The sequence below is a fragment of the Pandoraea commovens genome (genome assembly GCF_902459615.1).
Classification (GTDB): domain Bacteria; phylum Pseudomonadota; class Gammaproteobacteria; order Burkholderiales; family Burkholderiaceae; genus Pandoraea; species Pandoraea commovens.
In genome coordinates, this window is the sequence record NZ_CABPSA010000003.1 from 120,290 (window position 1) to 142,911 (window position 22,622).

The 22,622-nt window shown below is 62.8% G+C and carries 9 protein-coding genes; 2 read left to right on the plus strand and 7 right to left on the minus strand.

Features of this window, described 5'->3' with window-relative positions; genetic code table 11:
- The first annotated feature begins 146 nt into the window (after window positions 1–146).
- Window positions 147–1,508: a polyamine export protein PaeA gene (gene paeA / locus PCO31010_RS10930; protein WP_150664307.1), complete on the plus strand. Its 1,362-nt coding sequence runs from the start codon at window positions 147–149 to the stop codon at window positions 1,506–1,508.
- On the opposite strand, the gene recD is transcribed toward paeA, so the two are convergent.
- From recD to recC, 3 genes are read right to left on the minus strand one after another with little or no spacing between them, the layout of a single operon-like run.
- Window positions 1,456–3,648, minus strand: coding sequence for an exodeoxyribonuclease V subunit alpha (gene recD, locus PCO31010_RS10935; protein WP_246184551.1), 2,193 nt, complete (start codon window positions 3,646–3,648; stop codon window positions 1,456–1,458). The two genes, paeA and recD, sit on opposite strands and share 53 nt — an antisense overlap.
- A complete protein-coding gene (gene recB / locus PCO31010_RS10940) occupies window positions 3,645–7,523 on the minus strand; it encodes an exodeoxyribonuclease V subunit beta (RefSeq protein WP_150664308.1) in 3,879 nt (1,292 codons plus the stop codon). Before recB ends, recD begins: the two co-directional genes overlap by 4 nt.
- Window positions 7,520–10,954 carry an exodeoxyribonuclease V subunit gamma gene (gene recC, locus PCO31010_RS10945; RefSeq protein WP_150664309.1) on the minus strand — a complete coding sequence of 1,145 codons (3,435 nt, stop codon included), beginning with the start codon at window positions 10,952–10,954 and terminating at the stop codon, window positions 7,520–7,522. Before recC ends, recB begins: the two co-directional genes overlap by 4 nt.
- 268 nt (window positions 10,955–11,222) lie before the next feature.
- Here recC and PCO31010_RS10950 point away from each other — a divergent pair, with 268 nt between their 5' ends.
- On the plus strand, window positions 11,223–13,445 hold the full coding sequence (locus PCO31010_RS10950) for an FUSC family protein (protein ID WP_150664310.1): 2,223 nt from the start codon (window positions 11,223–11,225) through the stop codon (window positions 13,443–13,445).
- 38 nt (window positions 13,446–13,483) lie between these two features.
- On the opposite strand, the gene PCO31010_RS10955 is transcribed toward PCO31010_RS10950, so the two are convergent.
- The 4 genes from PCO31010_RS10955 to PCO31010_RS10970 all read right to left on the minus strand — a co-directional run bounded on the left by PCO31010_RS10955 (window position 13,484) and on the right by PCO31010_RS10970 (window position 22,616).
- The gene (locus tag PCO31010_RS10955; protein ID WP_150664311.1) at window positions 13,484–14,122 is read right to left on the minus strand and encodes a response regulator; all 639 of its coding nucleotides are present in this window, start codon (window positions 14,120–14,122) and stop codon (window positions 13,484–13,486) included.
- 418 nt (window positions 14,123–14,540) lie between these two features.
- The gene (locus PCO31010_RS10960) at window positions 14,541–16,055 is read right to left on the minus strand and encodes an efflux transporter outer membrane subunit (RefSeq protein WP_150664576.1); all 1,515 of its coding nucleotides are present in this window, start codon (window positions 16,053–16,055) and stop codon (window positions 14,541–14,543) included.
- A 223-nt stretch (window positions 16,056–16,278) separates the two neighbouring features.
- Window positions 16,279–19,443 (minus strand): multidrug efflux RND transporter permease subunit, encoded by a 3,165-nt coding sequence (locus PCO31010_RS10965; protein ID WP_150664312.1) that lies wholly within the window; start codon window positions 19,441–19,443, stop codon window positions 16,279–16,281.
- The gene (locus PCO31010_RS10970) at window positions 19,440–22,616 is read right to left on the minus strand and encodes an MdtB/MuxB family multidrug efflux RND transporter permease subunit (protein WP_150664313.1); all 3,177 of its coding nucleotides are present in this window, start codon (window positions 22,614–22,616) and stop codon (window positions 19,440–19,442) included. Before PCO31010_RS10970 ends, PCO31010_RS10965 begins: the two co-directional genes overlap by 4 nt.
- Window positions 22,617–22,622: the final 6 nt, after the last annotated feature.

Below are 22,622 nucleotides of genomic sequence, written 5' to 3' on the forward strand. Positions count from 1 at the left end.
CGCGCTCTAGCCCGAAGGCATCTCAAAATGATGGCCCGCCGGCCTTGTTTTGAAATGTCTCCCTGCTCCCGGACCCACTCCCGTGCGAACCGGTCCGGCCTGCGTCGCGGCTATGTTTCCGCACTCGCACTTACAGGGACAACAATATGAGTGGTTACGGTTTTCTTTTCAGTATTCTTTTGCTGGTGCTGGCAAGCGCCTTCTTTTCCGCTGCCGAAATCTCGCTCACTGCGGCCAAGCGCACCAAACTTCAGGTGCTCATGGAGAAGGGCGACGAGCAAGCCGTCAAAGTGCTCGCGCTCAAGGAACAGCCGGGCAATTTCTTCACCGTCGTTCAGATCGGCGTGAATGCCGTCGCCGTGCTCGGCGGTGTGCTCGGCGAAAGCTTCCTCACCAGCTACCTGTTCAATTGGCTCTCGCCATTCACCGACGAAGCACTCGCCCTGCGACTGGCCGGTATCGGATCGTTCCTGTTCATTACGATCGCCTTCATCCAGTTCGCCGATCTGATTCCGAAGCGTCTCGCCATGGTCAATCCTGAGCGCGTCGCGATGGCCATCATCGACCCGATGCTGCTTTGCCTGAAAATCCTGCGGCCTTTGGTCTACCTCTTCAACGGCGTAGCGAACCTGTTTCTGCGCATGTTCAAGCTACCCACCCATGCGATCGACAACATCACGTCGGAAGACATTGCAGCCATGGTCGGTGCCGGTGCACAGGCAGGTGTGCTGCGCAAACAGGAACTGCACCTGATCGAGAACGTGTTCGAACTGGAGTCACGCACCGTTGGCTCGGTCATGACCTTCCGCGACGACGTGGTGTACTTCACCATCGCCGAAGACGAGCGCAGCATCCGTCAGAAAATCACGGAAAGTCCGCATTCGAAGTATCTCGTGTGTCGCGACGAAATCGACAACGTGCTCGGTTACGTCGACTCGAAAGACCTGCTCCAGCGCATTGCGAGCGAAGACCTCTCCAGCGTGATCCGCAATCTGGATCGTCTCTACGCCAAGAAACTGCTGGTGATTCCGGACACGCTCAATCTGTCCGAAGCGCTGGCACGCTTTAAGGAAACCCGCGAAGGCTTCGCCGTCATCATCAACGAGTACGGTCTGGTGGTCGGTGTGGTGACGCTTAACGACATCGTTGGCGCCCTCATGGGCGATGTCGTCCACCCGGCCGACGAAGACCAGATCGTGCAACGTGACGAGCACTCATGGCTTGTCGATGGTGTCACGTCCGTCGAGGACGTGAAAAAGGCGCTCGATATCGACGAACTCCCCGGTGAGGGCGAGTTCGAGACCATCGCCGGGTTCATGATCTATCAGCTCAAGCGCATTCCGAAGAAGTCGGAAGCCACCGAAGCGGCGGGCTACAAGTTCGAAGTGGTCGACATCGACAACTACAAGATCGACCAGTTGCTCGTCACCCGCATCGGTGCCGTCGCCGAGGCTGCTATCGCAGCGGCAAAGCTGAACGCGAATCCGTCGGAGAATCAGACATCGTAGCCAGCACCTCCGTCAGACGGTCGGTCAGACCGCCATCGCGCTGCGTCGGGCGCGCGATGGCCGAGGCGATCACCGGCCACGGCGCATACAGCCACGCCTCCCGGCGCGCACGCGTGACTCCCGTATAGATCAGTTCTCGCGATAGCACCCGGCTCGCCTGCTCCGGCAGCACAATCGCCACACGCTCGAATTCCGATCCCTGCGACTTGTGAATCGTCATCGCGAACGCCGTTTCGTGCGCGGGCAAACTTGCAGGCGAGTAAAGGCGATAGCCACCGTCCGGCGTGGCGAACGTCACACGCAACGTGCCGGAAGGACCCAGCGGCAAGGCAATGCCGATATCGCCGTTGAAGAGGTTCAGCGCGTATTCGTTCTGCGTCACAAGCACCGGACGCCCCGCAAACCACGCGCCGCCCCCCGCACCCAACGCCACGCCCGCACGACGCGCCAGCAGCGCCGTCAGTTGTGCGCCGAGAAACTCGACGCCCCGTCGGCCGCCCCGCGTCGCGCACAGCACGCGAAACTTCCCAAAAGCAGCAAAGACAGGCTGAGCGACCATCGCAATGTCTGCCGTTGTGGCCGCAGCGGGATCGCCTAACTGTTCAATCGTCGTAAAAGCCTGAGCGAGCGCATCAAGGTATTCGCCGTAGCCATCGGCCAGCGCGTTGAGTGTGGCTGGCGACAACTGAATTCCGCCATCTTCGCTTAGCAGCACGCGGTCCACCGAGTCGGCTTCGGCGTGTGCGGCACTCGCTCCTCGTCCGGTATTCGTGCGGCCGGACACGCTCTCGGCAACAGTGAACTCCTTACGGGCATCGATGACCTTCCCTGTCTTGATGGCCGTGGCCAGACGGCCAATCGCCGAGTTCGCGCCAAAGCGATAGGTGCGCTCCAGCCAGACGACGGCGTCCTCCAAACCGCGTCGCGCCTGAACTTGCGCCGTCGGCACAGCGCTCGATTTCGACACGCTGGCGCCGCTCACGGCCAGCGGGCCCGAGGTAGGTAAGTCGTTTGACGGCCAGCCGAGCGCCGACAGCAACTGCATGCGCATCGATGGCGAAAACCCTCGTTGGGCGCTCAGTTCACCGAACACCGCTCCCGCCTCGACGGCCGCCAACTGATCCTTGTCGCCCAGCAATACCAGACGCGCCCCCTCCGGCACCGCTTCCAGCAGTTGCGTCGCCATCGACAAATCGATCATGGACGCTTCGTCCACCACGATCAGGTCATAGGGCAACGGGTTGCCTGCGTGATGACGAAAGCGTCGCCCGACCTGCTCCGCCGACTCCGGCAATACACCGAGCAGTCGATGCAACGTCACCGCTGCTTCGGGGAGCGCGAGTCGCACGGTTTCCGGCAAGTCCTGACGTGCCGTCAAAGCTTCCTGCATACGCTGCGCCGCTTTACCGGTGGGTGCCGCCAGCGCAACGCGCAGGTTGGCATCGCGCTCGAGCAGACAGGCAATCAGACCGACGACCGTGGTGGTCTTCCCCGTTCCCGGGCCGCCGCTGAGCACGACCAGCGAGCGTTGCAATGCGAGGGCCGCCGCCGCCATTTGCCAATTCGGCTCGCGCTGGCCTTCCGGCGAAAGCAACACGCCGTCGCTGAAGTAGCGCTGCAAGCGCTTGTGGTCTTCCTCCGTGATCGCCGAAGTCGATGCAGTCGATGCTGACATCGCTTCGCCGCTCAGGGTCAGTTTTCGTCCCAGCGCGAGGGCAAGGCGCGCTTCGTAGTGATAGTAGCGAGCCAGATACAGACGGTCCTGATCGTCGAGCAAGAGCGGATAGGCGTCTGCCTGCACATCGCCCGTGAGTACATGTGCGAGGCTGGCCGGCGCACACAAGCCGCTTGCGAAGAGCGCATCTCGCCAGACCGACAACGCAGGCGCGTCACCGGGAAACAGCTCGCCGCTGGCCTGTTCGTCGAGCAGGTTGTCGAGCGGCACGCAAACGTGGCCTTCCGACGTCGCGAGGCTCACTTCGAGCGCCGCCCGCCGAACGTAGCGGCACGTAACCTCGTCGGCCCCGTTCCCTCGCGCGAGCAATCCCATGCGACGCGCGAAACCTTGTGCAAGTCGCACCACGCCGCTGTCCGCCAGTGGTGCCCCGGACGCATCGCCCATATGGCGTCTATCGCTCATGCGTCCTCCTCGTCGGTCCCGGCCGATGCGCCTTGCGTGTCCAGCGAGAGCGCCTGAGCCAGCGCCGCGTTTTCACCCGCGGCGAACAGTCCATCGAGTGCGTCGACCATTTCCCGCGAAGGCTTGTCGAAGAAAACCCCCGGGACTTCATCTCCGGCGAGGTGCGCGCTGGCCCAATCCGGGCGCACGCCGCGCACAAACAAATAGAGGCTGCCGCCCATATCGCGGTCGTAATCGTAATCAGGTAAGCGACGCCGCAAAAAACGATGCAGCGCCAGCGTGTAAAGCAAGTACTGCAGGTGATAGCCGTGTTCGGCCATGGCCTCGCGCAAGCCGTCGCCGCCGTAGTTCTCGGGGGCGGTGCCGAGGTAGTTCGACTTCCAGTCGAGAATCCACCATTGACCGCCGTGACGGAACACCAGATCGATGAAGCCTTTGAGATAGCCTCGCAGGACCGTCGCGTCCAGCGGTAGATCGGGATAGCCGAACTGGCGCAACAGGCCACGCAGTGCGTCGAGCGAGACCGCATCCGCCGGGTACGTGAACTCCATCTCGGTAAGACGCTCGGCCAGCGAGACATCCGCCAGTTGCATGCCGGGGCGCAACGGCGTGGCGAGCGTGTCGCTCAACATGTTCGTCATCATGGCGCGCCACGTGTCGTTTTGCTCCGCGCCACGTCCCGGTGGACGTTCGCGCAGCGCCCGCGACACCGCATGCGGCCACTGGGCACGCGACTGAAAGTCCGCCAGTTCGAACACTCGGTGCAAGCTCTCCCCGGCAGCCGGGCCACGCGGAAAGCGAAGAATGTCGTCCGCGGGCGGCCACGCGTCATCGCCTTCCGGCGGCAACGCAAACGTCGGTCCCGCATTGGCTTGCGCGTCGTAATCGGGACGCGTGCGTTCCGGTGCACTCAACTGGCCACCACTGAGTTGCGGTCCGGTGTGCATACCTGCAAGCAACCCAGAAAAGCTGCCGATGCGCCATGCTTCGCGCAAGGCTCGCGTACTCGCGCGCGTGGTCAGTTCCGGCGCGGCGTCGTGCACGATACGCGTGTCGCCGTCGAGCGCATCGCCCACTGGCAATGGCACGACGTCAAATGGCCCGCCAACGAGCGCCTTCCATGCCAGGCGAATCGCCTCGACGCGCTCATCGGCATCGATGGTCGAAGCGATCCAAGCGTCGAACGCCGTCCCTTGCCCGGCCGCAAGCCAGTTGAGCATGCCGCCGCACGCCTCCTTCACGCTACGACGCGACGAATAGATGCCCGCTGCGAGATAGCAGCGGTACACCGCGCGCGTCAGCGCGACGTACAGCAGGCGTGCCTGCTCTGCCGATTGCTCCTGCCGCAACGCGGCAGCGGCAGGTGATCCCTTGCCTGCCGCGTCGGTAAAGTCAATGACGGCCGTAGCACCATCGTGGTACTCCAGACCTTCGAGACCTCCGCCGTCGCGCACTGAACCGTCCCAAAGGAACGGGCAGAACACGACACCATACTCAAGCCCCTTCGATTTGTGGACGGTCACGATCTGGACCAGATTCTGATCCGACTCCAGGCGCAACTGAGCCTCCTCGCCTCCGCTGGCATTGCGCTGCGACGCCAGCCAGCGCAGCAGCGCGGGCATGCCCGGCTGCTCTGCCCATCGCGCTTGTGCAAGCTCAGCCAGATGCATGAAATTGGTCAGACGACGCTCTCCACCGGGCTGCGCAACCAACCGTGCCGCAAGTCCAAGCTCGCGCATGAGCGTGCGCCACATCGCGGAGAACCCACGATCCGTCCACAACTGACGATACCGTTGCAGGCGCTCGATCCACGCGATCGCCTCCGCATCGGAAGCATCGCTTGTCTGCATGCGGTAAAGCGCCGTGGCATCGAGTCCGAACAACTCTGTCGCGAGTGCTGCGCGAAGGGCTCGAACATCGCCCGGCGCCTCCACCGCACGAAGCACACGCAGCAAGGTTTCCGCCTCTTCGCTCGCGAATACCGAGTCCTGCGTCAACTCCACGCTCCCTACCGCGTGTTCGGCGAGCATCGATTTCATCAGCGCGCCCTGACGGTGCGTCTGCACGATCACGGCAATATCGCCAGGTGCGAGCGGCTCATCGCCGACCAGTACCTCGCCGCGCGACGCCCCCGCCAGCAAGCGCGCCACTTCGGCCGCCGTTGCGCGGGCGCACGCTTGCTGCGCCTCGTCCTTGGGTAGCGGCTCGTCGGCGTCGGGCAGCCACCAGACCGTAAAGTCGGCGACGTCCCGCACGTCCGTCAAGGGAGGACGACGACGCGTGCCCGAACGCACCGGTGGGTACGCCAGCCCGTCAAGTACGAACGCACGATCATTGGCACCGAACAAGCGGTTACCGGCTTCGATGATGGCAGGCGTCGAGCGCTGATTGACGGCAAGCGTGTACGCCGCGTCGGCGTTCTCGCGCGCGGCCAGATAAGTGTGCAGATCTGCCGCACGGAAACTGTAGATGGCCTGCTTGGGATCGCCGACCATGAACATCGGGCCGCGCCCACTGGCCGACAGCATTTGTTCCGTTGCTTCGCCCGAGGCGCCCTCCGATGCCGCTGCCCGATGTCCGTACACGGCACTAAAAATGGCGAATTGCAGCGGATCGGTATCCTGGAATTCGTCGATCAGTGCGCACGGATAGCGCTCGCGCAACGCGTCCGCCAGATCGGGATGCTGATTCAGCGCGCGCGCGATATTGCCAAGCAGGTCGTCGAACGACACCACGCGCAGTTCGCGCTTGCGCAGCGCCAACTGTTCCGGCGCCTGCATCAGCCACTCACGCAGGATTCGCAGCCACTGCATCGCGTAGCGCTCGTCGGCATCCGCGCGCGCCCGAACGAGTACGTCCGCCATTTCAAAGAAGCGATGGTCGGGAGGCGTCTCCCCCTTCCTGATGTCCTTGGCGAGTCGCGTTGTCGTCAGCAACTCGGCCTTCGGCCCCAGCAATGCACCGGCGTCTCGCGCGCCAAGATATCGCTGCCATGCCGAGACGGCCTGCGGGAGCGACGTCTCGTTGTAGATATTCTTCTTGTAGGAAGGCAGTACTGCGCGCATCAGGTCGGCAATCACCGATGCCTCAGCTTCCCAGCACTCGCACGCTGCCAAATATGTCGCCAGCAACGCCGAATCGGGCGACGCTTGCGCATCGCTTTGCACGGCCTCCGGCCAACGCAACTCGGACATCGGCTTCTTCAGACGACGCGCCAATTGATCCGTAAGCGTGCCCGGCGAACGCTTGCGGTCCACCAGCCATGCGGCGAAGTTGTCATCCTGTCCCGCCATCGGCTCAACGACGCGACGCCAGAACTCTACGGCCAGATCGTGACGCACGCCGTTGTCGTCCGGCACCAACTCATAAGCAAATGGCAGCCCGGCAGCAAACGGCACTTCGGCGAGTGCTCGCTGGCAGAAACCGTGGATGGTGTGAATCGACGCCTGATCGAAACCGCGCAACGCACGCTGGAGGCATTCGCGAATGGCCTTCGGCGACATCTCTCCACGCTCGATCAGCCCGGCGATCATCACGTTGAACAGGGGATCGTCGCTGGCGTCCGGATCGAAGTCGGGGAAGTCGTCTCCGTCATCGTCGCCGCCCTCGCCTCCGTCCTCGTCCTCATCGAAGATCGGGGCCATCGCTGCGACCAGTCCGGCGAGTCGTCCACGAATCCGTTCACGCAATTCTGCCGTTGCGGCATTCGTGAACGTCACGACTAAAATCTGCTCGACGGTCAGTTGCTTCTCAAGCAACAACCGTACATAGAGCGCGCAGATGTTCCACGTCTTGCCCGTACCGGCAGAGGCTTCGATCAGGCAGACACCATCGAGATCGCAACCGAAGACGTCGAGGTCGATGAGCTGCGTCATGCGCCCTCCACGATTTCAAGGTGCTGCACCATCGGCCCGAACATCGTGTTCGCCAGCAAGTCGAACGGCGACGTCAGCGGGTCTTCCACACCCCGCCAGATCAGCTTGGTATAGGGATCGTCGGCATCGCCGCGAGCGAATGCAGAGCCGGACCACGCGCTTTCGGCATCTGTCATTTTTCCGGTACTCGCCAGTTTCCACGCGCTCCGCACAAAGAACGGCAACGGCCGGGTCTGGCCAAGGCGATACAACGCCACCCATTGCGCGACCAGTGCCGCCGCATCGTCCACGGGTCGCAGCGCAAATGTCTCGTCCTCTCCATACCAGAGCGTTCGTGGTGCGACCTCAAGCCCCGCATGTTCCGGTTGCTGCAAATGTGCACATAGCGCGAGGTGGGCGAGCCAGGCGGCAAGCAGATCGCTCGGACGCATGCTGCCATAGCGATACATGACGAGTCCGTGGCGCGACACCGGGGCCAGACGCCCTTGCAGCAAGCAGTCTGCGCACAGCGTCGCATCGCCGTGCCAGATCGCATCCGTCGATGCCGTCCACGACGGTGGGAGCGAGGGCTTGAGCGACAACGTCACGAGCAATTCCTGTGTGCCCTCCGCCTGCGCTTCTCTCACTTGCGTAGCCAGTGCGCGTAACCCGCCGAGTTCACGTCGACGCCATACCGCCCCCGTCGCACCGCCTGGCAGCTCATGACTGACGTTCGCGATGCGCTCGATCGCCGCCGCCTGAGCTCGCGAATCCTGAGCGTCATCGCGCAACAGTCGCGGCAGCAGCCGCGCGGCGAGCGCGTCGCGCCCCGACCAGTCGAGTACGAACGGCTCTTCGTCTTCGACTTCGGTGAGCATTTCGCCGAGCGACAGGCCTAGCCGGTCGCGCGCCCACGCCCGCCCCGGGTGACGCCAGAAGCGCAGCAGGTCGTCCAGCGTAAGATGCGTTTGCACGATGGCGGGCAATGGCTCATTGACGAACGGCGTTGCGGCTGCGTCCGGTGCAGGGGATGCCAACTGACCCACCAGTTGCTGAGCAGCCTCGCCGTTAGCAACGTCATAGCTGTACAACGACGGCTCACGTCCATCGAAGTACGCGGGTGAGAACGGTTGAAGCGGATGCAGGACAACAAGCGTCTCACGAGCTTTGCGTTGCTCGTCGAGGTCGAATCCCTGCGATACCGGCGCGAGCAACTGTCCCGTGAAATCCAGCAATTCGTCCACGGCGGTGGACGGTGGCAACGGCGCGTTATCGCGAACGCTTCGCCCCGTATAGGTGATGAGAAAGCGGTCCTGCGCACTCAGCATCAAATCGAGGAACAGATTGCGCTCGTCATCGCGGCGCTGACGGTCGCCACGTTGTGGCAGCGCACGCATGAGATCGAACTCGTCGGCGCGCAAGCGCCCGGGCAACACGCCATCGTCCATGCCGATCATGCAGACCACGCGGTATGGCAACAGACGCAAGCTCGGAATCGCGGCGAACGTGACGCGTCCCGACGGTACCCCGCCGCGTGTCGGATCGTCGAGCGCGTCGGCCAGCACGCGCGCTACCACTTCCACCGGCACGCGCACCTCAGGCGCACCGTCGGCAATGGCCGTGCCGATTTGTTCGATCGCCATACGCACTTCGGCGACGTCATCGGCAAAACGTGGCTCATCCGAGAAGAACTGTTCCAACATTGCCAGCAACTGATCGCGCCACGCGAGGCCGGTCCGCTCGGTCTGGAGCGACACCGCCGTCATATCGAGATCGTCGATCAGCCGCGCCAGTTGCCCCAGCAACTCGGCCCTGCCGCCTTCGATTCCGCCGACAGGCAGCCAGTCGTCAACTGGCATGGCGTCGTCCGGCAAGGCATAGCCGAGGAACAGGCGCATCATGGCGTCGCCCAGCGTATGGCGCTCCAAGGCAGGAGGTACGCCAGCACCGGCTCCGGCCACCGCGCCATCACGTGACGTCTGTCCGGCACCGTCAAGCCGCAACAAGGCGTCTCCGCGCCAGCCCCGGCGTGCGCCGGCACTGTGCAGCCAGTTCTGAATGGCGTCGAGCACATTGCCGCCCAGGTCGTAACGCTGCGCTACTGCCTCTGTGCGTGCGAGTTCGACAAGGCTCGACGCCGCCACCCGCTGCTGCGGCAATGCCAGAATCGACGCGAAGGCACGTGCGACAGGGTTGGTCCGCGTCGGCGGCAGGCCGGTTACCAGATAAGGAATGCGGGGCGTTGCGGTGCCGAACACCGCGTCGATGAGCGGTGCCGCACGGCCAAGGTCCGGCACGGTAATCAGCACATCGTCGGGACGCAGATCGGGAATTTCGTCGAAGCACGCCAGCAGGCGGTCGTGCAGAACCTCGATCTGACGCGCAAGGCTATGGCAGACATGCACCTGCACCGAGCCATCGGCCGCGACACCGTCGGGTGCGCCATGACGACCATCGTCCAGGGAAAGAATGCCGTTCTGCAAGGCGGCCAGCAGCGTGGGCGCTGGATTCGGCTGAAACAACGCCCGGTCCTCCACCGCCTGCGGCGCAAGATCCGCGTATAACGCATCGATGTGCGACTGCGTCTGCCGTCCCCATTCCGCCAGCAACGGGTGGCCCACCTCGCGGTGGGCTTTGCCGTCACGTTGGGTCAGATACGACAGCCGAGACGGCGGCACGATGTCGAACCAGTAGCTCTCGCAGGGATTGAGGACATAAAGATGCACGTCGATCAGGCGGGACATGGCCTTGAGCAATGCCATCGAAAGCGGCGGCATCGACGACAGCGCGAACACGCAAACCCGGGACGGCCAGCCGACCGGAACCGCCTCCGGCGTGAGCTGTTCGATCCGGTCGATGGCCCGCAGCGTCGGATGGCGCTCGCGAATCTCCAGATGCGCCAGCACCTGCCGCCACAAAGCGCTTTGCCAAGCCTCGTCGGCACGCTGGACGTCGCCCCAGGTCGTCGACGCCCCCGGCGAAATAACTTCGCCGGATTGCCACCGTTCCAGCCAGTCCGGCCGGTAAGTCAGGTATTGATCGTAAATGTGGGCAAGTCGGTCGGCCAACTCGAACCGCATGACGTCGTCTGCTCCGGCCAGATAACCGGCCAGCCGCGGCGACGCCTCCACCCACGGCTGCGCGAGACACTGATACAGCGGCCAGACCAGCCGGTCGGGCGCGAACGGCGAACTTTCCGGCACGGTGAGCAGTTTGCCTGCCATGTCCCAGAGCCATTGCGCCAGATACGTCAGGCGGACGTTTGCACACACGCCGAAGACGTCCGCATAGTCCAGTTCGAGCCGGCGGCGCACAGCCACGCTGGGCACCACGATGGTTTCCGTCTCAAAGGGATTCCCCGCCCCCGACGACGCGTCAGGTGCCTGTGCGATGTCGCGCAACAGGGCGGCTTCGAGCGTGGTGAACCGGTTGGAGAAGAATAGATGGAGCATGCGGGCGTGGCGGCTTAGCGAGTCTGTTCGCAAGCATAACAAATGCCCTGTGCCAAAGCCTATCGGACAGATCCGAAAGCTCACCCCGTCATGGGTGACGGCGACCCAACGCCACGCGCGGCGTGCACGACCGGCCTCCATCGGCGGCCCGCGTGTAACCGGCGGTATCCCCACTTCGCGGCACGCCGGGCATCGGCTAGACTCTCACTGCGCCGCGCCCTACCCCATCGCGCGGTCGGCTTTGCAGCGGAACCCTCGCACCCGACGCATGGACTACCAGACCGATATCAAGAAGTTTCTCTATAGCCACTACTTTTTCAGCGGCACCCGGCAGGCAGTCGGCGTCATCCTGCCTGCGCTCGTCCTGTTCTGGGGGATGGATCAGCACCTGCTCGGCATCGAGGTCGCCTCCGGCGCGCTCTGCGCGAGCGTGGTCGACATCAACGGGCCGCTGCGTCACAAGCACACCGAACTGCTGAGCTGCACACTCCTCGGCGCGCTGACGGTCCTGATCACCGGTATGGCGACGGCCGCACAGCCATGGCAACTCTGGATCACCTCGTTGATTCTGACGTTCGGTCTGTCGATGCTTGTGGTCTATGGGTTGCGCGCGTCGCTCGTCAGTTTCGCCTGTCTCATGATGATGGTCCTCAACGTCGAAGCGGACCTCACGCGCCATCAGGCGGTGCTCGATGCCGGAGCCGTGCTGGCCGGGGGGCTTTGGTACACCTATTTCAGCCTGTTCGTCTGTCGCATCTGGTGGTTTCGCATCGAGCAGCAAACGCTCGCGGAGTGCTTCTTCGTCACGTCCGAGTATCTGGAAGCTAAAGCGGCCTTCTACGATACGTCGACCGATATCGACGATTGCTACCGCCGTCTGATCGCGGCACAAGTCAATGTGGTGGAAAAACAGCAGGCGGCGCGCGAGATCATTCTGCGCAACCTGCCCCGGCTGCGCATCGGTGCGCTGGAACCACGCCGCACCATGCTGTTCAATCTGTTCATCAACATCGTCGATCTGCATGAGACGGTGGTGTCGGTGCATACCGACTATCCGATGCTGCGCCGCGAGTTCGCCGACAACGACGTGCTGCTGTTCTTCCGCGACATGATCCGCAAGATCGCCATCGAAGTGGACGCGATTGGCTACGCCATTGCGACCAACGAGCCCTCGCGGGCACAACGCAGCTGGCGCGCAGAATTCCGGGCCATCGAGTACGAAATCGAACTGATGCGCAAGCAGTCGCTGCAACAGAAGTCCCCGGAAGCCTATCAGGCGCTCACCAGCACGTTCCGTCGTGTGTGGAGCACCACGCGTATCGTCGAGCGGATGCACCGCAACACCGATGTGAGCACGGCCGGCAGCGCGACCGAAGTGCAGATCGATCAGGCCCTGCAACGCTTTACGTCGCGACAGAGCTTTTCTCCGAAACTTCTCTGGAAAAATCTGACTTTTTCGTCGCCGAGTTTCCGTCACGCGTTGCGAGTGACGATCGCCATCGCCGCCGGGCTGCTCATCTGCGAAAACTGGTCGTTGCTCGCCGGGCAGGATCACAGCTACTGGGTACTGCTCACGATCATCGTGATTTTGAAGCCGGGTTTCAGCCTGACGAAGCAGAAGAACGCGCAGCGTCTGACCGGCACGCTGATCGGCTGCGTGAGCGTGCTGGTAATTCTCTCCTTCGTTCACAAGGCCTGGATCCTGCTCGCCCTCATGTTCTTCTGCATGGTCATGGGCAACAGCCTGTCGTTGTTCAACTACGGCCTCTCGGTTGTCTTTATGTCGTCGTACGTGCTGCTGCTGTTCCACTTCCTGTTGCCGGGCTCGCTCTCGGTGATCGGCGAGCGCGCCATCGATACGCTGATCGGATCGGCCATCGCGCTGGTGTGTTCGTATCTGTTCCCGTATTGGGAATACCGGTTGATGGGGCCGCTGATCCGCAATGCGGTGCAGTCCACGCGCACCTATCTCGAGTCGAGCGCCGCACTAGACGGAAAACGCGACGACTTCGCCTATCGCATGGCGCGCAAGGACATGCACATTGCCTTCGGGAATTTCGGTGCCGCCTTCAAGCGGATGATGCTGGAGCCGAAGTCCAAGCAGGTCGCGGTTGCAGAGCTGAACGATTTGCTGGTGCAGAACCACGTGATGGCGTCGTACATCACGGGCCTGTCGGATGTGCTGCCGCGACAGATCGCGGCAGACAAGAGCGGGGAGTTGGGGCAGGTGGTTGCCGCGATCAGCGACCTGCTTTCGCAAGCGGTCGCCGCACCGGCGGCGTCCGTGCCGACAGACACGCAAGCCGCCACCGAAGCGATGCGCGATTACACGAAGCGTCTCGATGCCCTGGTCGTCGCGCAGGAGCAGCAACCGGACGCTGTCGACGCGCACGTGCAGGAGATCAAGCAGGTCGTGCATCAGCTCAAACAGATGTTGCGCGCGGGTGAGCTGATTCTGCGCGACATGCGGGCGATTCGTCTGCCCGCTTGAACCCGTGATAGCGCGCGCCGGACCGGTTCGCTTGTGCTTCAGGTGATGCCCGTGCGCGTCGCGTAGTGATAGAGATCGACGTCCCGGTCCAATCCCAATTTGCGCATGGCGTTGGTCTTCTGAGAGCTCACGGTCTTGACGCTGCGACTCAGCTGGAACGCGATCTCGCTGATGGTCAGCCCGGAGACGAACAAGCGCACCACTTCGACTTCGCGCCCCGAGAGCTTCGACGCATCGATTTCGAGATCGTCGATCACCGAGTCGTGCAAGCGCGTTGCCAGGCCAGCGGGAATGTAACGGCTGCCATCGGCCACCACGCACACAATGTCTGCAATCGAACTCTGCTCATCGAGCTTCGAGAGAATCGAGTGCACGCCAAGCTTGAGCATGCCCCGCAGAATGGCGAGATTCTCCAGCATCGTGACGACAATGATCTTGATGTTGGGGAAGTAGCGGCGCACATAACCGATGAGAAAGAGCCCGTCCTTGAAGTTGCCGCCGGGCATGGAGAAATCGGTAACAAGGATGTCGCACGGCGCTTTGGCCAGCAAATTGACCAGCTCCGACGAATTTCCCGCCTCCCCGACCATGTGGATCATGTCCCGCTCTTCGAGCAGACGTCGTATTCCAAATCGCACAATCGGATGATCGTCAGCGACCACGACATTGATCGTCATTGTGTCCCCCCCTCGCTTCGTTTGGCAGACCGTGGTGACCGCGCGACGCACGCGGTGCTTCGCGTCGGCCGTCACAACGAAGCGGGTCCATTCTGGCAAAAAGAGAACAGGGCGACCGGATGGGAAACGTCACATAGTCATATCGGACACAGCGGCGTGCCACGCGGTGTGGTCCATCCACGAGAGGCCCGTATGCTGCCCGATAGAGCGGGTACTGCACGCTAACTACTTGAAGTGGCTTGCACGGACGTGAAATTGCACAGCCACATACTGCGGGAGTTTGTGCTACTCGCGTCACCGGCATTCGAAAGATTCACAGCGCGGGTTTCCGGCATTCCGATTGCGAAAGTCGGAATTACCTTAAACACCTGCGCTGGATTTAATGGTCGGCGCGTTGCACGCCTCCCGAGATGCGTAGTTATTCCTTCGCGGAAGGCCCCGACGCGTTGCCGCCGTTCGGCGCATCGGTCCCACTGCTGGCCGCGCCGCTTGCTCCCGCGCCGTCATGCGGCAATCCATGCCATCCACCGCCGAGTGCGGTCACGAGCAACACGTTCGCCGTGAACTGTCTGCCGAGAATGGTCAGGGCTGTACGCTCCGTGGTGTACGCAGTCGCTTGCGCCGTCAGCACATTCTGGAATCCTACGGTCCCTGCCTTGTACTGGTTGAGGATCAGTTGCGCCGCTTCCTGCGCCGACTGCACCGCCTGATTCTGAACGGCTGCCTCGCGCCCCAGATAGTTAAGCGCCGCCAGATTGTCCTCCACCGACTGGAATGCAGTGAGCACGGTCTGGCGGTACGTCGCGACTTGCGCGTCGTAGGCGGCAATCGCCGCGTCGGTCTGTGCGCGTCGCAGGCCGCCATCGAACAATGTGGCCGCCAGCGCCGGACCGACCGACCAGAAACGGCTCGGCAACGTCAGCCAATCGGCAAAGCTATTGCTCTGGAAGCCCCCCGTTGCCGAGAGGGAAAGCGTCGGGAAGAATGCGGCCTTCGCCACCCCGATCTTCGCGTTCGCGGCGACCACGGAACGTTCCGCAGACGCAATGTCGGGACGACGCTCCAACAGCTTCGACGGCAAGCTGACCGGCACAGGCGGCAAGGCGGCGCGCAATGGCGCAGGCGTCAGAGAGAACACGGCCGGGGCCTTGCCGACGAGCAACGCGATGGCGTGCTCCAGTTGAGCGCGCGTCACTTCGATATCGAGCGCGGACGCCTGAGCCTGTTGCAGTTGTGTCTGCGCCTGAATAACGTCCGAGCGTTGCGCGACGCCCACGGCATATTGGTTCTGCGTGAGTTTCAGCGTCTGCTCGTAGGCCGCGACGGTGCGCCCAAGCAGCGCCTTCTGGGCATCCGTCACGCGCAGGTCGAAGTAGTTCTGGGCGAGCAACGCCTGCGCCGACAGACGTGCGTTCGCCAGATCCGCCGCACTTGCCTCGGCGCTCGCATTACCGGCTTCCACCGACCGACGCACGCTGCCCCAGATATCGAGCTCCCAGCTTGCCGTCCCCGACAAGCTGTAGCTGTTGGAAATCCCCCCCACGCCCGAACCGCTGACGGCCGTATTGCTCACGCGCGAACTGCTGCGCGTCACACCGGCATTAGCACCAATCGTCGGGAAGAACGCCGCGCGGGCCTGCCCCGCCACTGCCAGCGCCTGACGATAGTTCGCCTCGGCCAGCTTGATGTTCTGGTTGTTGATGTCGACCTGGGACATCAGATCGGCAAGCACCGGATCCTGATAAATGGCCCACCAATCGCCCTTGTCGGCCGCGTCGTTCGGCTCGGCCAGCTTCCAGTCGCCGGTTTCCTTGAACGCCGCCGGTGTGTCGATCTCCGGGCGAACATAGTCGGGTCCCAGCGCGCAGCCTGCAAGCCACAGGACCGCGCTCGCCGCGAGGAACGTTGCCGAACGACGCACACGCGGCGACATTCTCAGGCCACGCCCTTGTCCGTTCGCAACGCTCACGGCAGCGGCGTGGAAACGAACGTTGGAAACTTGACGGTTCACGATACGAGGCATGGCAGACATCGGCCCTTCGGCCGCAACAGAGGTCACTGAATGAACTGGGACAGCAGAGGCTTCAATCGGTGAAGAGGCCCCGGAAGTCAAGGGAGTCAGGGCAGCCTTCGACGAGCGCGCATCGCGCATTGCATCAGCCATGGCCAACCTCCCCAACATCGCTGTGGCCGGTCTGGCCACGTGCGCGCCAGCGCATCCAGCGCAGCCGCACACGGTCGAGATACAGATACACAACCGGCGTCGTATAGAGCGTCAGTACTTGGCTCACCAACAGGCCGCCCACGATGGAAATACCGAGCGGCTGGCGCAGTTCCGCGCCGTCGCCGGTACCCAGCGCCAGCGGAATCGCGCCTAGCATGGCAGCCATCGTCGTCATCATGATCGGACGAAAGCGCAGCACGCACGCCTTGAAGATCGCCTCACGCGGCGGCAGGTTCTGACGCCGCTCCGCATCGAGCGCAAAGTCGATCATCATGATCGCGTTCTTCTTCACGATGCCGATCAGCAGAATCACGCCGATGAGCGCGATGATGCTGAACTCGGTATTGAACAGCAGTAGCGCCAGCAAAGCGCCAACGCCCGCCGACGGCAACGTCGACAGAATCGTGAGCGGGTGGATGTAACTCTCATAGAGCACGCCCAGCACGATATACACCGTCAGCAGCGCCGTCAGGATCAGGATGGGCTGCGAGGACAATGCCGACTGGAACGCCTGTGCCGTGCCCTGGAAGCTGCCCTGCACCGACGTCGGCATGCCAAGACGCCCCACCGCATCGTTGATCGACGCCTGCGCCTGCGAGAGCGAGACGCCCGCCGGCAGGTTGAACGAAATCGTACTCGCGGCGAACTGCCCCTGATGCGAGACGCCCAATGCCGTATTCGTCGGACGATAACGTGCGAAGGCCGAAAGCGGCACCTGAGCTCCCGCCGACGTCACCACGTAAATGTCCTTGAGCGACTCCGGACTCTGCCACCATTGCGGGGCAACTTCCATCACGACCTTGTACTGATTGAGCGGGTTGTAGATGGTCGAGACCTGACGCTGACCGAACGCGTCGTTGAGCACGTTGTCGATCTGGCTCATCGTCAGACCGAGCCGCGACGCCTGATCGCGATCGACGTCGAGCGTGGTCTGCAGGCCCTTGTCCTGCTGATCGGTGTTCACGTCGGTGAGATTCGGCAGACGCGAAATCGCGTTGCGCACCTTCGGTTCCCACTCCCGCAACTGCTGGAGGTCGTCCGCCTGCAGGGTGTATTGATACTGCGCGTTGCTCGAACGCCCACCCACGCGAATGTCCTGCACGGATTGCAGGTACAGCATCGCACCCGGCTCCTTGGCCAGTTTGCCCCGCAGACGCGCAATCACCTGATCGGCCGTAAGCTTTCGCTCGCCCAACGGCTTGAGCGTGACGAACATCGAACCGCCATTGCGATTCGACCCGCCGGTGAAGCCCGTGACCGTTGCCACATCGGGATCGGCCTGCACGATCTTGATGAAGTCCGAGAGCTTCTTCTCCATCGCCTGGAACGAGATCGCCTGATCGGCCTGAATGAAGCCGATCATGCGCCCGGTGTCCTGCTGCGGGAAGAAACCTTTCGGCACTACCATGTAGAGCCAGACGTTCAGACAGATCGTCGCCAGCAGAATCAGCAGCATGAGCGGGCCGTGGCGCAGCGCCCACGCGAGCGAACGCTCGTACTCGCGCAGCATCGCGTCGAACATGCGCTCAGTCCAGTTGCCCATACGCATCCAGATGGAAGGTGGTTTGGGCGGTTCAGGCACAAGCGGCGCGGTGCCAGCGGGCACACCCGGTGCGGCCCGCCCTTTGAGCAGCCTCGCGCACATCATTGGCGTGGTCGTCAGCGAAACGACCAGCGAGACCATGATCGCCGCCGACAGCGTGACCGCAAACTCGCGGAACAGGCGGCCGACGATGCCGCCCATGAGCAGCAGCGGGATGAACACCGCCACCAGCGAAATGCTCATCGAGAGCACGGTAAAGCCGACTTCACGCGTCCCTTTGAGCGCCGCCGCGAACGGACTTAAGCCCTCTTCGATATGCCGGGAGATGTTCTCCAGCACCACGATGGCGTCGTCGACGACAAAGCCGGTCGCAATCGTAAGCGCCATGAGCGACAGGTTATCGAGACTGAAACCGCACAGATACATGATCCCGAACGTGCCGATCAGCGAGACCGGCACGGCCACGCTCGGAATCAGTGTGGCGCGCCAGTTCCGCAGGAACAGGAACACGACCATGATCACAAGCGCAATCGAGATCAGCAGCGTGCGCTCGACCTCCTTGAGCGACGCACGGATCGTCGGCGTGCGGTCCATCACCACGTCGAGATTGATCGCCGCCGGAATCGAAGCGCGCAGGTTCGGCAGGATCTTGTTGATGCCGTCGACCGTCTGGATGATGTTCGCGCCGGGCTGCGTCGTAATGATGAGCAGCACCGAGGGCTTGCCGTTGGCGGAACCGGCGTTGCGCACGTCCTGCACCGAATCGACCACGTCGGCGATATCGGAGAGTCGCACCGGACGCCCGTCCTGATAGGCAACGATGACCGGCAGGTATTCCTTGGCCGTCTTCGCCTGATCGTTGGCAAGAATCTGCCAGCGGCGGTCGCCGTCTTCAAGCGCGCCCTTCGGTCGGTTCGCATTCACGGCCTGAATGGCCGTACGCACCGTCTCCAGCGGAATCTGATACTTGTTGAGCGCCGTGGGATTGAGTTCGACGCGCACCGCCGGAAGCGAGCTGCCGCCCACCGTCACATCGCCCACCCCTTCGAGTTGCGAGATCTTCTGCGCGAGGATGGTCGATGCCGCGTCGTACATCTGGCCGCGCGTCATGCTCTCGGACGTCAGCGCAATGATCATCACCGGTGCACTCGCCGGGTTCACCTTGCGGTAGGTCGGATTGCTCGGCAATCCCGTCGGCAGCAAGCTGCGTGCCGCGTTGATGGCCGCCTGCACGTCGCGTGCCGCGCCGTTGATATCGCGCGAAAGGTCGAATTGCAGTGTGATGCGGGTTGAGCCGAGCGAACTGTTCGACGTCATTTCCGTCACACCGGCGATGCGCCCGAGCGAACGCTCCAGCGGCGTGGCCACGCTGGCCGCCATCGTTTCCGGACTCGCGCCGGGCAGCGACGCCGAGACCGAGATCGTCGGAAAGTCCACCTGCGGCAATGGCGAGACAGGCAACAGCCCGAAGGCAACGATGCCCGCCAGCGTCACCCCGATGGTGAGCAGAACGGTCGCGACCGAGCGCTTGATGAAGACAGCAGACAGGTTCATCGTGCCGGACCGTCCGTGGTCACCGCACCAGCGGGACCGGTCCCCCCCGGGCCGCCATGATCGTCGTGGCCTTCGCTATCCGACGGTCCGAAACGGCGCTCGCGCCACGCCCGCGCCCGCAGCGCCAAACGGTCGAACCACAAGTAGATCACCGGCGTGGTGAAGAGCGTGAGCACCTGACTGACCATGAGACCACCGACCATCGTGATACCGAGCGGCTGACGCAACTCGGAGCCGACACCGGAGCCGAGCATCAGCGGCAGTGCGCCCAGCACGGCAGCCATCGTCGTCATCAGAATCGGCCTGAAACGCAGCAGACACGCCTGATAAATCGCCTCGCGCGGTGCCATGCCGTGTTCGCGCTCCGCTTCGAGCGCGAAGTCGATCATCATGATGGCGTTCTTCTTCACGATACCGATCAGCAGAATGATGCCGATGATCGCGATGATGCTGATGTCGTTGCCCGAGACCATGAGCGCAAGCAGCGCGCCGACGCCGGCAGACGGCAGCGTCGACAAAATGGTAATCGGATGGATGTAGCTCTCGTAGAGCACGCCCAGCACGATGTACATCGTGACGACCGCCGCGAGAATCAGCCACAGCGTATTCGAGAGCGACGCCTGGAACGCCTGCGCAGCGCCCTGGAAAGTCGTCTGCGTGCTCACCGGCAAGCCGATGGACTGTTCCGCTTCGGTAATCGCCTTCACCGCTTCGCCAAGCGATGCACCCTTGGCCAGATTGAACGAGATCGTCGCCGCCGGGAACTGCGCCTGATGGTTGATCGCCAACGGTGTGGGTTTCTCGATAATCTTCGCGAACGACGTGAGCGGCACCTGCACGCCAGTCGTCGACGCGACGTAAATGCCCTTGAGCGCATCCGGCCCGCGCTGGAAGTCGTTAGCCACTTCCAGGACCACGCGATACTGCGACGCCTGCGTATAGATCGTGGAAATCAGACGCTGACCGAAGGCGCTATATAGCGTCTGATCGACAGCCGCAGGCGTCACGCCCAGACGACTCGCCGTATCGCGGTCGATCTCCACATACGCCTGCAAGCCGGTGACCTGCAAGTCGCTTGTCACGTCGGCCAGTTGCGGCACGTGTTGCAGCTTGTCGACGAGCTTCGGCACCCAGACGCCCAGCGTATCCAGACTCGGATCCTGCAACGTGAACTGATACTGCGTGCGGCTGATGCGGTCTTCAATCGTCAGATCCTGCACCGGCTGCATATAGAGCGCGATGCCCGGGACCTTCGCGACTTCAGGCTGAATGCGGCGAATCACCTCGGAGGCGTCGATCCCGCGCGTCGCCTTGTCTTTTAGGTTAATGAGCAGACGCCCGCTGTTGAGCGTTGCGTTCACACCATCCACACCGATGAACGACGACACCGACTCGACTGCGGGATCCTTGAGCACCTCGGCGACCAGCGCCTGCTGACGCTCGCCCATCGCCGCAAACGAAATGGACTGCGGCGCTTCGGAAATGCCCTGGATCACGCCGGTGTCCTGGACCGGGAAGAAGCCCTTGGGCACCCACATATAGAGCAGCACCGTCAGCACCAGCGTGCCGAGCGCGACGAGCAAAGTGGCCGGCTGACGATCGAGTACCCACGTGAGCCATTCGCCGTACTTCGCAATAATGCGATCGAACAACTCGCCGGTCTTGCGATAGAACTTGCCCTGCTTCTCATCAGGCACGTGACGCAGCAACTTGGCGCACATCATCGGCGTCAGCGTCAGCGACACCACGGCCGAAATCAGAATCGATACCGCCAACGTCACTGCGAACTCGCGGAACAGCCGCCCCACCACGTCGCCCATGAACAGCAGCGGAATCAGCACGGCAATCAGCGAGAACGTGAGCGAAATGATGGTGAAGCCGATCTGCTCGGCCCCCTTGAGCGCCGCCTGCAACGGCTTCTCACCCTGCTCCATATACCGGGCGATGTTCTCGATCATCACGATGGCGTCATCGACCACGAAACCGGTCGCAATCGTCAGCGCCATGAGCGTCAGGTTATTGATCGAGAAGCCAGCGAGATACATCACGCCGAAGGTGCCAATCAGCGAGAGCGGCACCGCGACGCTCGGAATAATGGTGGCCGATACGTTGCGCAGGAAGACGAAAATCACCATCACCACCAGAGCGACGGCAAGAATCAGTTCGAACTGAACGTCCGAAACCGACGCACGGATCGTCGTGGTGCGATCGGTCAGCAGTTGCACGTCGATGCTGCCCGGCAGCGCCGCCTGCAATTGCGGAAGCAACGCCTTGACCTTATTGACGGTCTCGATCACGTTCGCACCCGGCTGGCGTTGTACGTTCAGCACGATGGCCGGGGTGGTGTCGGCCCACGCGGCGAGCTTGGTGTTTTCTGCGCCGTCGATCACATCGGCAATGTCGGACAGACGAATCGGCCCGCCATTCTTATAGGCGATGACGAGATTGCGGTATTCGTCTGCCGACGCCAACTGGTCGTTAGCGTCAATGGTCGAAGCGCGCAGCGGACCGTCGAAACTCCCCTTCGCCTGATTGACGTTGGCAGCCGCAATCGAAGTACGAACGTCTTCGATGTTCAGCCCATAGGAGGTGATGGCACGCGGGTTGACCTGAATGCGCACGGCCGGGCGTTGCCCGCCGGAAATACTCACCAGACCGATGCCCGGCAACTGTGAAATCTTCTGCGCCACGCGCGTGTCGACCAGATCCTGCAGCTTCGGCAGCGGCATGGTCTTCGACATGATCGCCAACGTCAGGATCGGGGTGTCCGCCGGATTGACCTTGTTGTAAATCGGCGGCATCGGCAGATCGCTCGGCAGCAGGTTGCTGGCGCTGTTGATCGCGGCCTGCACCTCCTGCTCGGCCACGTCGAGGCCGAGGTCGAGCGAGAACTGAAGCGTAATCACCGACGCCCCGCCCGAGCTGGTCGACGACATCTGGTTCAGCCCCGGCATCTGCCCGAACTGACGCTCCAACGGCGCGGTCACCGATGAGGTCATCACATCGGGGCTCGCGCCCGGATACAGCGTGACGACCTGAATGGTCGGATAGTCGACTTCCGGCAGCGCCGAGAGCGGCAATAGCCGGTAAGCGACGAAACCGGCGAGCAGAATCGCCAGCATCAGCAACGATGTGGCGACCGGTCGGAGAATAAACTGACGTGACGGATTCATTAGCGA

Excerpts from the sequence above, each read along its gene's own strand:
- paeA (WP_150664307.1), top strand. The coding sequence starts at position 147 with ATGAGTGGTTACGGTTTTCTTTTCAGTATTCTTTTGCTGGTGCTGGCA.
- recD (WP_246184551.1), bottom strand. The coding sequence starts at position 3,648 with ATGAGCGATAGACGCCATATGGGCGATGCGTCCGGGGCACCACTGGCG.
- recB (WP_150664308.1), bottom strand. The coding sequence starts at position 7,523 with ATGACGCAGCTCATCGACCTCGACGTCTTCGGTTGCGATCTCGATGGT.
- recC (WP_150664309.1), bottom strand. The coding sequence starts at position 10,954 with ATGCTCCATCTATTCTTCTCCAACCGGTTCACCACGCTCGAAGCCGCC.
- PCO31010_RS10950 (WP_150664310.1), top strand. The coding sequence starts at position 11,223 with ATGGACTACCAGACCGATATCAAGAAGTTTCTCTATAGCCACTACTTT.
- PCO31010_RS10955 (WP_150664311.1), bottom strand. The coding sequence starts at position 14,122 with ATGACGATCAATGTCGTGGTCGCTGACGATCATCCGATTGTGCGATTT.
- PCO31010_RS10960 (WP_150664576.1), bottom strand. The coding sequence starts at position 16,055 with ATGTCGCCGCGTGTGCGTCGTTCGGCAACGTTCCTCGCGGCGAGCGCG.
- PCO31010_RS10965 (WP_150664312.1), bottom strand. The coding sequence starts at position 19,443 with ATGAACCTGTCTGCTGTCTTCATCAAGCGCTCGGTCGCGACCGTTCTG.
- PCO31010_RS10970 (WP_150664313.1), bottom strand. The coding sequence starts at position 22,616 with ATGAATCCGTCACGTCAGTTTATTCTCCGACCGGTCGCCACATCGTTG.